The organism is Streptomyces sp. CNT372 (genome assembly GCF_000377145.1).
This window is the reverse complement of record NZ_KB897778.1, coordinates 580655-593942: the sequence shown is the minus strand read 5'-3', so window position 1 is coordinate 593942 and position 13288 is coordinate 580655. Positions and strand designations below refer to the sequence as shown.

The following is a 13288-nucleotide window of genomic DNA, read 5'->3' as shown; positions in this document are numbered from 1 at the left end:
GGCCCGGGCCCGACCGGTGTTGCGCCGTTCGGTCGTTCGGTCGTTCGGTCGCAGTCGTTCAGTCGCTCCGGTCGTTCAGTCGAGGTAGCCGCGGAGCTGGTCGGCGAAGGCGTGGTCGCGCAGCCGGCTCAGCGTCTTGGACTCGATCTGGCGGATGCGCTCCCGGGTGACGCCGAACAGCCGCCCGATCTCCTCCAGGGTGCGGGGCCGCCCGTCGGCCAGCCCGTACCGCAGCTGGACGACCTTGCGCTCGCGTTCCCCGAGGGTGGAGAGGACCGCCTCCAGGTGCTCGCGCAGCAGCAGGAAGGCCGCGGACTCGACGGGCGAGGCCGCGTCCCCGTCCTCGATCAGGTCGCCGAGCGCCACGTCGTCCTCCTCGCCGACGGGCGCGTGCAGGGAGACGGGCTCCTGGGCGAGGCGCAGCACCTCGCCGACGCGCTCGGGCGGCAGGTCGAGCTGGGCGGCGACCTCCTCGGGGGTGGGCTCGTAGCCGCGCTCCTGGAGCAGCCGGCGCTGGACGCGGACCACCCGGTTGATCAGCTCCACCACATGGACCGGGACCCGGATGGTGCGGGCCTGGTCGGCGAGGGCGCGGGACATCGCCTGGCGGATCCACCAGGTCGCGTACGTCGAGAACTTGTAGCCGCGGGCGTAGTCGAACTTCTCGACGGCCCGGATCAGGCCGAGGTTGCCCTCCTGGACCAGGTCGAGCATGGTCAGCCCGCGTCCGACGTACCGCTTGGCGACCGAGACCACGAGCCGCAGGTTCGCCTCGATCAGCCGGCGCTTGGCGACCCGGCCCATCACGACGAGCCGGTCCAGGTCGACCGCGAGCTGCGAGTCCGGGTCGGTGACCGCGAGGCGTTCCTCGGCGAAGAGCCCGGCCTCGACCCGGCGGGCGAGTTCGACCTCCTCCGCCGCGGTCAGCAGCGGGATGCGCCCGATCTCGCGCAGGTACTGGCGGAACAGGTCCGAGGAGGGGCCCGAGGCGTCGGCGGCCCGGCCGGTGGGCCGCGGCGGCGGCTCGGGCAGTTCGGGGTCCTCCACCAGCTCCGCCGGTGCGGCGGGCGGGGGCTCGGGCGCCTCCGGGTGCCCGGCGGGCAGGCCCTGCGCGGGCACCTGGTCGGCCGCGCGGCCGGCGGGTGCCGTCACCGCCGGGGTCTCGGTCTCGCTCAGGGTCCGGGTCTGCACGGGGGCGACCTCCAGGGTGATCGCTGCCGGATCGGGGGCGTACGACAGCTCCGAGGGCTCAGGCACCGCCAGTGTGGGGTACGGCACATCTCCGCCACGAGGGGCGTGCGGCGACTTTCTGGAACCCGGCGTGACCGGACGGTTACACGGATGCCCCCTGTGTGGCGGTCTGCCACGATCGGCCGGTGCGGCCAGCCCGGACCGCGGTGGGACGGCCGGCGGTCGCGGCGCGGGCGGTGGGGGCGGTGAGGGGCGGGGAGGTGGGGGCTAGAGCGCTGCCGCGCCCTGGTTGCGGAGGGCCTGGGCGTACTGCTGGAGGACCCAGAGGTCGTTGGCCACGGCCGCGTACTGCTGGGGGTCGGCGTTGTGGCCGAGGCGGGCCAGGGCGCCCTGGATCTCGCTGATGCGGCGGTCGACGGCGCGCAGGCGGACCTGGACGAGCTGGACGCCCGCGTAGACCTCGTCGACGGTGCGGGCGTGGACGGCCTCCACGGCCAGTTCGGTGACGAGGGCGCGGACGGTGTCGTCGGGGGCGGTCTCGCGGACGCGGGCGAGGTAGCCCGGGGTGTCGGCCGCGCCCTGCTCGGCGCCGCCGGCCTCCTCGATGGTGCGGCGGACGGCCGCGTACGGCGGGGCGGTGAACTCGTCGGCGCCGTAGGCGTCGAAGGCGGGCGAGACCAGGGCGGGGTGCTGGAGGGCCAGCTTGAGCAGCTCCCGCTCGGTGCGGTGGGCGGGGCTGCGCAGGTTGAGCGCCGGGCCGGACGGCGCCTGGGGGGTGGCGGGGGTCTCCGCCGCGCGGTGCGCGGGGGCGCGACGGTCCTGCGGGCCCGAGCCGGGGCCCCGGCCGCCGCGGTCGCGGGCCCAGCGGGCGAGCTGGGCGACCCGTTTGACCACGAACTGGGTGTCCAGGATGCCGAGGATGCCCGCGAGCTGGACGGCCGACTCGTGCTGGATGGCGATGTTCTTGATGCCGGCGACGATGGGCGCCGCCTCGTCCAGCGCCGCGGCACGGCCCGCCGGGGTCTCCAGGTTGTGGCGGGAGACGGTGTGCCGGATGGCGAACTCGAAGAGCGGGGTGCGCGACTCGACGAGCTTCTGCACCGAGGAGTCCCCCTCGGCGAGCCGCAGTTCGCAGGGGTCCATCCCGCCGGGGGTGATCGCGATGGAGGTCTCGGCGGCGAACTTCTGGTCGTCCTCGAAGGCGCGCAGGGCCGCCTTCTGGCCGGCCGCGTCGCCGTCGAAGGTGAAGATCACCTCGGCGGTGGCGTTGTCCATCAGCAGCCGCCGAAGGATCTTGATGTGGTCGCCGCCGAAGGCCGTGCCGCAGGTCGCGATGGCGGTGGTGACACCCGCGAGGTGACAGGCCATCACATCCGTGTACCCCTCGACCACGACCGCCCGGCTGGTGCGGGCGATCTCCTTCTTGGCCAGGTCGATGCCGTAGAGGACGTGCGACTTCTTGTAGATCGCGGTCTCGGGGGTGTTCAGGTACTTGGGGCCGTTGTCGTCCTCGCGGAGCTTGCGCGCGCCGAAGCCGACGACCTCGCCGGTGATGTCCCGGATGGGCCACATCAGCCGGCCCCGGAAGCGGTCGATCGGGCCCCGGCGGCCCTCCTGGGAGAGGCCGGAGAGGACCAGCTCCTTGTCGCTGAAGCCCTTGCCCCGCAGAAAGCGGGTGAGGTGGTCCCAGCCGGCCGGGCTGTAGCCGACGCCGAAGTGCTCGGCCGCGGACTGGTCGAAGCCGCGCTCGGCGAGGAACTTCCGGCCGATCTCGGCCTCGGGCGAGCCGAGCTGCTCCACGTAGAACTGGGCGGCCACCTTGTGCGCCTCGACCAGGCGGATGCGCTCCCCGCGCTGGTGGGTGGGGTTGTACCCGCCCTCCTCGTAGCGCAGGGTGATGCCGGCCTGGGCGGCGAGGCGCTCCACCGTCTCGGAGAACGACAGGTGGTCGATCTTCATGACGAAGGCGATCGTGTCGCCGCCCTCCTGGCAGCCGAAGCAGTGGAAGAGCCCCTTGCTGGGGCTGACCTGGAAGGAGGGGGACTTCTCGTCGTGGAAGGGGCAGAGGCCCTTGAGATTGCCGCCGCCCGCGTTGCGGAGCTGGAGGTACTCGGACACGACGGCGTCGATCGGGACGGCGTCCCGCACCGCCTTCACGTCGTCGTCGTTGATCCTGCCTGCCACGCGTGAATTCTACGGGGGTGCGGGGACACTCCTGCCCGGCCCGGCGGGACCGGCCGCCGGGACGCGTCAGTCTCCCCGGGGGCCGCCGGGACGCGCTCAGCCTCCCCCGGGGACCGCCGGGACGCGCTCAGTCTCCCCGGGGGCCGCCGGCCAGGTCGGTGATCGCCACGTCCGGGTCGCCCAGGGCCTGGGCGTCGACCGGGGTGCGGTCGCGGATCAGCTGCTGGATCGGCTCGGTGACGTCCCACACGTTGACGTTCATCCCGGCGAGGACCCGGCCCTCGGAGAGCCAGAAGGCGATGAACTCGCGCTTGCCCACATCGCCCCGGAGGACGACCTGGTCGTAGGAGCCGGGCGGGGCCCAGCCCGAGTACTCCATGCCCAGGTCGTACTGGTCGGAGAAGAAGTACGGGACGCGGTCGTACGTCACGTCCTTGCCGAGCATGGCGCGGGCGGCGGCGGGGCCGCCGTTCAGCGCGTTCGCCCAGTGCTCGACGCGCAGCCGGGTGCCGAACAGGGGGTGCTGCTGGGCGGCGACGTCTCCCGCCGCGTAGATGTCGGGGTCGGAGGTGCGCAGGGCGGCGTCCACCGCGATGCCGCCGCCGTGGGCGCGGTCGGCCAGTTCCAGGCCGGCGCCCTCGGCGAGCGCGGTGCGCGGGGCGGCGCCGATGGCGGCGAGGACCTCGTGGGCGGGGTGCTCCTCGCCGTCGTCGGTGCGGGCGGCGAGGACCATGCCGTCCTGGCCGGTGATCTCGGTGAGGCGGGCGCCGAAGTGGAAGCGGACGCCGTGCCGCTGGTGCAGATCGGCGAAGACCTGGCCCAGCTCGGGGCCGATCACGCCGTGCAGCGGGGTGGGCTCGGGCTCGACGACGGTGACCTCCGCGCCGTATCCCCGGGCGGCCGCGGCGACCTCCAGGCCGATCCAGCCGGCCCCGGCGATCACCAGATGGCCGTTGTCCCGGCCGAGGGTGGCGAGGACGCGGCGGAGCCGGTCGGCGTGCGAGAGGCGGCGCAGATGGTGCACACCGGCGAGGTCGGTGCCGGGGACGTCGAGGCGGCGGGGCTCGGCGCCGGTGGCGATCAGCAGCTTGTCGTAGTGGAGGAGGGCGCCGTCCCCCAGGCGGACCGACTTGGCCGCCCGGTCGATGGACACGGCGGTCTGGCCCAGGTGCAGTTCGACCTCGGAGCGCGCGTACCAGGCGGGCTCGTGGACGAAGACGCCGTCGCGCTCCTCCTTGCCGGTGAGCAGGCCCTTGGACAGCGGTGGACGCTCGTACGGGCGGTCCCGTTCGTCTCCGACGAGGATCACCCGCCCGGTGAAGCCCTCGGCGCGCAGCGTCTCGGCGGCCTTGGCCCCGGCCAGTCCGCCTCCGACGATGACGAAGGTCCGATCTGCGTCGACCACGGTGTTGCCTCCTCGTATGTCCCGGCGCCGCGTACGTACCGGTGCCGTTCGGCATCTGCGAGCGTCCCGCACTGAGCGTGATGGCGGAAGGGGGAGTGCCCCTCGGGAGTGTCGTACCGGACGAAACGGCAAACGATCACGGCCCCCGCCGCGTTCCCGGACGGCGCGAAGGCATCGGCGCGCGCCGTGCACGGGCGCGCGCCGCGCGCCGACGGGAGCGCGCGCCGGGGGCGTTCACGGGGCGCGCCGGGATCACGGGGCGTGCGCCGAGGGGCGGGGCGGCGCACGCTGGGGCGCACTCCAGGGCGCGCGCCCTCCGGGGATACGACGCGGACGGGGTCAGCGGCGCTGCGGCAGGCGCTCGTGCAGGGTGCGGGCGGAGGCGTCGGTCAGTGAGGCGAGCTGGTCGACGATCACCCTCTTGCGCGCACGGTCGTCCGGCGCCGCGTCGAAAAGGGCCCGGAACTGCGGCTCCAGGCCCTCCGGGGCGCGGGCGGTGAGCGCGGCGGCCAGTTCGGCGAGGACCACCCGCTGGTCGGCCCGGAGCACCTCCTGCTCGGCACGCTGCATCACATAGCGGTCGGCGACGGCCTTGAGGACGGCGCACTCGTTGCGGGTCGCGCGCGGAACGACCAGCTCCGCGTCGTAGCGGGTGAGCCGGCCGCCGCCGAACGCCTCCCGGGTCGCTCCCTCGGCCGCGAGCGCGAAACGGCCGATGAGCTGGCTGGTCGCGTCCTTCAACCGGGCCTGGGCGACCGCCGAACCGTCGTAGTGGTGCGGCCACCAGGGGGCGTCGATCAGCCGGTCCAAGGCCTCGGACAGCTCGTCGGGCGAGGTGTCGGCGGGTACGTAGCGGCCGATGGCGACCGCCCAGATGCCCTCCCGTTCGGTCGCGGAGAGGAGGCAGTTGGGGTCGATGTGCCCGGCGTGCAGGCCGTCCTCGAAATCGTGGACCGAGTACGCCACGTCGTCCGACCAGTCCATCACCTGCGCCTCGAAGCACTTGCGGTGCTGGGGCGCGCCTTCGCGCGCCCAGGCGAAGACCGGCAGGTCGTCCTCGTACACCCCGAACTTGACGTGGTCGGGGCCGGCCGGATGACCGCCGCGCGGCCAGGGGTACTTGGTGGCCGCGTCGAGAGCGGCGCGGGTGAGGTTGAGTCCGACGCTGACGTGCTCGCCGGTCTCCGGGTCCCGGCTGAAGCGCTTGGGCTCGATCCGGGTGAGCAGGCGCAGGGACTGGGCGTTGCCCTCGAAGCCGCCGCAGTCGGCGGCGAACTCGTTGAGGGCCTGCTCGCCGTTGTGGCCGAAGGGCGGGTGGCCCATGTCGTGCGCGAGGCAGGCCGCCTCGACGAGATCCGGGTCGCAGCCGAGGGCCGCGCCCAGCTCCCGGCCGATCTGGGCGCACTCCAGGGAGTGGGTCAGCCGGGTGCGGGGGCTGGCGTCCCAGGAGTGGCCGCGGCTGCCGGGCGTGACGACCTGGGTCTTCCCGGCGAGACGGCGCAGTGCGGAGGAGTGCAGGACCCGGGCCCGGTCGCGCTGGAACGCGGTCCGGCCGGGGCGCTTGTCGGGCTCGGGGGCGTACCGCTCGACGGCGTGTTCGTCGTACCCGTCGGCACCGGAGGCGTCGGGGGTGTGGCCGGCGACGGCCCGCGACTCGGGGGCGCGGGCGGGTGGGCGCTCCCCCGCCCGGTGACCGCCGCCGGCCGCGCCGGGCGCGGTGGCGGGTGCCTCGGGGTCGTGCGGCCAGGTCCCGCCGTGCGGGGGGCGGGGGGCCGCCGCCTGGGGGTCGTGGGGCCAGGTGATGCCGTCGGTGCCGGTGGTGCCAGTGCCGTCCATGCACCGAAGGTAACCGGCGGCGCGGGCGGCCGGGACCAGGACGTGGCTGATGTGACGCGGTCCCGGGGGCGGCTCCACCGGAGTTCGAGTCGGGCCCGGCGGGGCTCAGGCGGGTACGAGGCCCTGCGCTCGGGTGGACGCCGGTACGCCGGGGCGGGCCAGGGCCTCGTCGTAGCGGTGCAGGACCAGCCGGGCCAGGGCCGGGTGCGCGCCGAGGGGTTCGGCCGCGATCCAGGGCGAGGCGGCGGCGCAGCGCGTGGCGAACAGGCCGGGTGCGGTGAAGCACGAGGCCACCGCGATCCGGTGCCGGCCGCGCGCGGTGAGGGCGCGGACGGCGGCGGGGACGGCGGGCGCGAGGGCGGAGGCGTACGCGGCGACGACCGGCACCCCGAGCCGTTCGGCGAGCAGCGCGGCGATCCGGCGGGTGTCCTCGGCGGACGCGGGGGCGCGGGACCCGGCGGACGCGAGGACCACACCGGCGCTGCGGCTGCCGCTGTCCCGGTCCGACCAGCCGGCCTCGGCGAGCCGGGCGGCCAGGGCCTCGACCAGCAGCGGGTGGGGGCCGAGCGGCGCGGCGACGCGCGGCGCGTCGATGCGCGGACCGGCGGCGGCGGACGCGGCGCGGGGCAGGTCGTGGGTGACGTGGTGGCCCCGGCCGAAGAGCAGCGGCACCAGCACCGCCGGCGCGCCGCGCAGCCCGGCGAGGGTGTCGTCGAGCCGGGGCTCGTTCAGCTCGATGTGGCCCAGGCGGACGTCGAGACCGGGGCGGAGCTCGCGGACCCGGTCGAGGAGCGCGGACACGGTACGCGCGGCGCGCGGGTCGCGGCTGCCGTGGGCGACGGCGACGAGGACGGGCCGGGCGTCGGCGGCCCGGAAGCTGGTCCGGTGCATGCGGTGCGGGTTCCGTTCAGTCGGACGTGACTCAGCTGGGTGCCGAGCTGAGCGGTGATGCGGGTGAGGAGCTGCGCGGTGGTGTCGAACTGGGCGACGCCGTACGGCGCGACGCTGGCGGCGGGCTTCTCCCGGTCGGCGGCGGAGGTGGGAAGGGGCAGGGACTCGCGAAGGTGTTCCGGCTCCGTCATAAACCGATGGTGTCCGCCGCAGGTTGCCTCCTTGTTGCGCGACGGTGACGGACCTTTTCGCCTGACTCACACGGGGAATTCGCCGGCTGAGCGGTGTACGGATGCGGGCGGCGCGAACGGGTCGCGGCCGGGGGCCGCGACCCGTTCGCGTGAGGGTGGACCCGCGGGGCGGTCGTGCCCTCGCGTGCGAGGGCCGACGCGAGGGGGGCGCGCCCTTGCGGGCCGGGCTCGCCCTGGCCGGAGTGGAGCGGGCCCGCCTGGCGGGTCGGGCCTGCCTGGCGGGTCGGGCATCCGCCCCGGCGGGCGGGGGCCGGCTCGGGGCGGCGTTGCGACCCGTTCGCCTGAGGGTGGGTGCGAGGGGTGGGCCCGCACTGGCCGAAGGGGCGGGCCTGCCCGATGGTTCTGCCTGACGGCTCGGGCCACCACCCCGGCGGACGGGGGCGGGGGCGGGATCGATGGGTGAGCGCGCACTGGCCAAAGGGGCGGGCCTGCCCGATGGTTCTGCCTGGCGGCTCGGGCCGCCGCCCCGGCGGGTGGAACCGGGCCGGCCGTAGCGCGACCCGTTCGCGTGAGGGCGGGCGCGCCTCTGCGGGGGCGCGCCCTTGCGGGCCGGGCTCGCCCTGGCCGGAGTGGAGCGGGCCCGCCTGGCGGGTCGGACCACCGCCCCGGCGGGCGGGGCCGGCTCGGGGCGGCCGTCGCGCTGCCCTTACCGGGCGCGCGGGCCCGGCGGGGCGGCACGGCGCGAAGGCAGCGCGCGGCGAAGGGTGGCCCGGCCTCAGGATTCGGCCGGCCCGCGCGCGCAGCGTCGGCGGTGACCGCACCAGGGCGGTCGAGCGGGCCCCGGCGGTCGCCCGTCGCGAAGGGTGCCCCGCCTGCGGACTCGGCGGGGCGCGGCCCCCGCGGTCAGGACGCGGTCGGGACCCAGACCCGGAGTGGGCCCGTCGCGGTGCAGCCGTGCTGGGTGGCGGCGGTGAGGGGCGGGCCGGCCTCGTAGCCGACGACGGGGAGGGTGGGGTGGCGGACGGTCACGGCGGCCAGGCAGCCCGCCCACGCGGCGTCGAGGTCGTCGTCGGTGGCGAAGAGGTTGGAGATGCCGGCCGCTCCCCCGGCTGCTGTCAGCACCGCGCCCGCCACCGGGGGGCCGGCGCCCGGTTCGGGGTGTGCGGCGAGCACCGTGGTGGACGGGTCCGTGAGGAGGGCGCGGTGCCAGAGGGTGGCGGGGCCGTCCGGGCCGGCCCAGGCGTGCGCCCACTTGGCGAGTCCGGCCTCGGTGGTCACCGCGGACCAGTGGGTGCGCGGCGGGGCCGCAGGGGCGGGGGCGCCGACCGGGCGGTACAGCCAGTTCGCCTCGAAGAGGACGGAGAATCCCGCGTCCGAGAGGTCCAGCGCGGCGAAGGAGTCCTTGACCGAGGCGCCCGGGGCGCGGTCGCCCAGCGCGTCCAGCACCTCGGTGGCGGAGGCGTCCGGGGCGAGGGTCACGGCGTCCGGGTACAGCGGGGGCGCGGGGCGCGCGGCGGACCACACACGCTCTCCGAGAACTCCCGGTACGCCGTGCGCACGGCACATGGTGGCGCACCACAGGGCGTTGTTGCGGGCGGCGGTCGCCACTCCGGCGGCCAAGGCGGAGGAAGAAGTGGAGCCAGAGAACGAGGCAGAGGCGGAGGCAGAGGTCGACGCGGAGGCAGAGGTCACGGCGCCGATCCTGCGGCCCCGCCCGCCCGGGAGCGAACCTTTTTCCGCCGGAACACGTCCTCCCTGCGGGAGGGGATCATGAGAGAGAACGTCCGAAGACTGGCCCACGCGGTGGCGCGGCCGAGCCGGCGGGCGCGGCGGCGGGCCGTGCAGGCGGTCATGCTCGGCTGCGTCCTCGCGCTGCTGCCCGCGACGTGGCTGCACGCGAGCGCCGAGAGCCGGCTGCGCACGGTCGAGGCGGCACCCGCGCGGGACGTCGTGGTCGTCTTCGGCGCCGGGCTGTGGCACGGCCGTCCCACCCGCTACCTCGCGCACCGGCTGGACGCGGCCGCCGAGCTGTACCGGACCGGCCGCGCCAAGGTCGTCCTGGTCTCCGGCGACAACAGCCGGGCCGAGTACGACGAGCCGGACGCCATGCGGACCTACCTCACGGAACGCGGCGTCCCCGGCGACCGGATCGTGAGCGACTACGCCGGGTTCGACACCTGGGACTCCTGCGTCCGCGCGAAGAAGATCTTCGGCGTCGACCGGGCCGTGCTGGTGACGCAGAGCTTCCACATCCGCCGGGCCGTCTAACTGTGCCGGGCCGCCGGCGTGGACTCCTACGGCGTCGGAGTCTCCGAGCGGCACGACCGCACCTGGTACTACAGCAGCGGCCGCGAGCTCTTCGCCGCGGGCAAGGCGACGCTGGACCTGGTGTTCAGGCCGGACCCGCACTTCCTGGGCGCACGGGAGCCCGGAGTCCGCGACGCGCTGGACGCGGCGTCGGCGGCCGCGTCCCGCTGAACCGGCCCGCGGCGCGCCACAGTTGCCGCATGGACAACGACACTGCCGCGCTGCTCGCCCGCCACTGCGAAGCCCTCGACCTCTTCTCCGCCCGGGTCCACGCGGTCGGGCCCGACCAGTGGGACGCCCCGACGCCCTGCGCCGAGTGGTCCGTGCGCGATCTGGTCAACCACCTCACGGCCGAGCAGCTCTGGGTGCCGGAGCTGGTGACCAGGGGCGCGGACCCGGAGGCGGTCGGCGACGCCTACGACGGGGACGTCCTCGGCGCGGACCCGGTCGCCGCCTGGGACACGGCGGCGGCCGGCGCCCGGAAGGCGTTCGCGGCCGAGGGCGCGACGGCCCGGACGGTGGTGCTCTCGTACGGGGAGACGCCCGCGGTCGCCTACTGCGCCCAGATGACGGCGGACGCGGTGGTGCACGCCTGGGACCTCTCCCGCGCAATCGGCGCCCCGGACCGGCTGCCGGCGCGGCTGGTCGACTTCGCGCTGGCCGAGGTCACGCCGTACGCGGACGACCTGGCCGGAACCGGTCTGTTCGCGCCGCCGGTCGAGCCCCCGCCGGGCGACAGCCCGCAGTCCCGGCTGCTGGCCGTACTCGGCCGCCGCGGCTGACCGTCCGGCCCCGGCCGGGACCGGACGTACCAGGTCGCGGACCGCGCGCCGGGGCCCGGACCCGTCCCCGCGCACCTCACCGCTGCGGCGGGCTCGCGCGGAGGGGCGCGTACCGCACCCGTAATGCGCCGCTCCCGCCCGCGTAACACGCGCGTCGCACGCTGGCCGGTATGCGCGACGAGACCACCGGGACCGGCACCCCCACCCACTGCCCCTACTGCGCCCTCCAGTGCGGGATGAACCTGCGCGCCGTGCCGGGCGGCGCAGCGGCGGGCCCCGAGGCGGTCGCCGAGGTGGTGGAGCGCGCCGACTTCCCCGTGAACCGGGGGGCGTTGTGCGGCAAGGGCCGTACCGCCCCCGCCGTACTCTCCTCCCGGGTGCGCCTGACCGAACCGCTCGTCCGGTCCCACGCCACAGGCCGGCTCGAGTCGGCCACCTGGGAGGAGGCCCTGCGGACGATCGCGGACGGACTGTCCGGCGTCCGGGCCGCGCACGGCGCGGACGCCGTGGGCGTGTTCGGCGGCGGGGGGCTGACGAACGAGAAGGCGTACACCCTCGGCAAGTTCGCCCGGGTGGTGCTCGGCACCTCCCAGATCGACTACAACGGCCGCTTCTGCATGTCCTCGGCCGCCGCCGCGCACCACAGGGCCTTCGGGCTGGACCGGGGGCTGCCGTTCCCGCTGGAGGACGTGCCGAGGACCGGCTGTGTGATCCTCGTCGGCTCGAACCCGGCGGAGACCATGCCGCCCGCGGTGCGCTATCTGACCGAGCTGAAGGAGAACGGCGGCCGGCTGATCGTGGTCGACCCCCGGCGCACCCGCACCGCCGAGCTGGCCGATCTGCACCTCGCGCCCCGCCCCGGCACCGATCTCGCGCTCGCCCTCGGGCTGCTGCACCTCGTGGTCGCACAGGGCCGCGCGGACGAGGAGTTCATCGCCGCCCGGACGACCGGCTGGGCGGACGCCCGGGCGGCGGCGATGGCCCACTGGCCGGAGCTGGTGGAGCGGATCACCGGCGTCGGCGTGCCGCAGCTCCGCGAGGCGGTCCGGCTCTTCTGCGACGCGCCGACGGGCATGGTGCTCACCGCCCGCGGACCCGAGCAGCAGTCCAAGGGGACGGACACGGTCAGCGCCTGGATCAACCTCTGCCTGGCCACCGGCCGCGCCGGACGCCCGCTCTCCGGTTACGGCTGCCTCACGGGCCAGGGCAACGGCCAGGGCGGGCGAGAGCACGGCCAGAAGGCGGACCAGCTCCCGGGCTACCGGCGCCTGGACGACCCGGCGGCCCGCGCCCATGTCGCCGGGGTGTGGGGCGTGCCGCCCGAGTCGCTGCCGGGACCGGGCCGCAGCGCCTACGAACTCCTCGACGCCCTCGGCGGGGACGTCCGGGCCCTGCTGCTGATGGGGTCCAACCCGGTGGTCTCGGCCCCGCGCGCGGCCCACGTGGAGGAGCGGATCAGGTCCCTGGACTTCCTCGCGGTCGCGGACGTCGTCCTCTCGGAGACGGCGGCGCTCGCGGACGTGGTGCTGCCGGTGACCCAGTGGGCCGAGGAGACCGGTACGACGACCAACCTGGAGGGCCGGGTCCTGCTCCGCCGCCGGGCGCTCGACCCGCCGCCGGGTGTGCGCAGCGATCTGGACGTGCTGCACGCGCTCGCCGGGCTGCTCGGGCACGAGAAGGGGTTCCCCGCCGACCCGGAGGAGGTCTTCGGCGAACTGCGCCGGGCCTCGGCGGGCGGGCCCGCGGACTACTCGGGGATCACCTACCGACGGATCGCGGCGGAGAACGGGGTGTTCTGGCCCTGCCCGGAGGGTCCGCCCCCGGCCGGGGCCGGGGACACCGCCGGAGACAGGGACGGGCACGCGGCCGGGGACGGGAACACCGCCGGGGACAGTGACGGGCACGCGGCCGGGGACGGGAACACCGCCGGGGACAGGGACGGGCACGCGGCCGGGGACACGGCGGCGCCCCACCCCGGCACGCCCCGGCTGTTCCTGGACCGCTTCGCGACACCGGACGGGCGGGCCCGGTTCGTCCCGGTGACCCACCGGCCCGCCGGGGAGGAGCCGGACGCGGCCTACCCGGTGCTGCTGACCACGGGCCGGGTCGTCGCGCAGTACCAGTCGGGGGCGCAGACCCGCCGGGTGGACGAGCTGAACACGGCCGCTCCCGGGCCGTTCGTGGAACTCCACCCCCGGCTGGCGGAACGGCTCGGGGTAACCGAGGGGGAGCCGGTGGCGGTGGTCTCCCGGCGGGGGCGCGCGGAGGGCCCGGCCCGGATCACCCGCTCGATCCGGCCGGACACGGTGTTCATGCCGTTCCACTGGCCCGGCGCGGGCCGGGTGAACACGGTGACCAATCCGGCGCTCGACCCGACCTCGCGGATGCCGGAGTTCAAGGTGTGCGCGGTGCGCGTGGAACGGGTGGAACGGGTGGCACCGGTCGAGCGGGTGACCGGGGGCGAGGTCGCGGCTCCGGCCTGAGGGACCGGGCCGCGCGGG

General features: G+C 75.8%; 8 protein-coding genes and 1 pseudogene. 3 read left to right on the top strand and 6 right to left on the bottom strand.

The features are described from left to right. Nucleotides 1-75 precede the first annotated feature (75 nt). From C593_RS0107875 to C593_RS0107850, 6 genes are all read right to left on the bottom strand, one after another. Complete coding sequence (locus tag C593_RS0107875) at nucleotides 76-1278, bottom strand: RNA polymerase sigma factor (RefSeq protein WP_018846753.1); 1203 nt, start codon at nucleotides 1276-1278, stop codon at nucleotides 76-78. 180 nt (nucleotides 1279-1458) lie between these two features. Next, entirely contained in the window at nucleotides 1459-3375 is a 1917-nt protein-coding gene (gene dnaG, locus C593_RS0107870) for a DNA primase (protein WP_018846752.1), read from the bottom strand. Nucleotides 3376-3502: 127 nt separating this feature from the next. Continuing rightward, complete coding sequence (locus C593_RS0107865; RefSeq protein WP_018846751.1) at nucleotides 3503-4780, bottom strand: FAD-dependent oxidoreductase; 1278 nt, start codon at nucleotides 4778-4780, stop codon at nucleotides 3503-3505. A gap of 339 nt (nucleotides 4781-5119) precedes the next feature. Continuing rightward, nucleotides 5120-6616, bottom strand: a complete 1497-nt coding sequence (locus tag C593_RS0107860; RefSeq protein ID WP_018846750.1) for a deoxyguanosinetriphosphate triphosphohydrolase — start codon at nucleotides 6614-6616, stop codon at nucleotides 5120-5122. Nucleotides 6617-6721: 105 nt separating this feature from the next. Continuing rightward, a complete protein-coding gene (locus tag C593_RS0107855) occupies nucleotides 6722-7507 on the bottom strand; it encodes a sirohydrochlorin chelatase (RefSeq protein ID WP_018846749.1) in 786 nt (261 codons plus the stop codon). Nucleotides 7508-8601: 1094 nt separating this feature from the next. Further along, entirely contained in the window at nucleotides 8602-9318 is a 717-nt protein-coding gene (locus tag C593_RS0107850) for a hypothetical protein (protein WP_026277467.1), read from the bottom strand. Between the two features lie 150 nt (nucleotides 9319-9468). Between C593_RS0107850 and C593_RS29070 the strand changes: the two are divergent. The 3 genes and pseudogenes from C593_RS29070 to C593_RS0107835 all read left to right on the top strand — a co-directional run bounded on the left by C593_RS29070 (nucleotide 9469) and on the right by C593_RS0107835 (nucleotide 13270). Continuing rightward, nucleotides 9469-10176: pseudogene (locus C593_RS29070) on the top strand (SanA/YdcF family protein). A 29-nt stretch (nucleotides 10177-10205) separates the two neighbouring features. Further along, the gene (locus tag C593_RS0107840; protein ID WP_018846745.1) at nucleotides 10206-10787 is read left to right on the top strand and encodes a TIGR03086 family metal-binding protein; all 582 of its coding nucleotides are present in this window, start codon (nucleotides 10206-10208) and stop codon (nucleotides 10785-10787) included. A 170-nt stretch (nucleotides 10788-10957) separates the two neighbouring features. Further along, entirely contained in the window at nucleotides 10958-13270 is a 2313-nt protein-coding gene (locus tag C593_RS0107835) for a molybdopterin oxidoreductase family protein (protein ID WP_018846744.1), read from the top strand. Nucleotides 13271-13288: the final 18 nt, after the last annotated feature.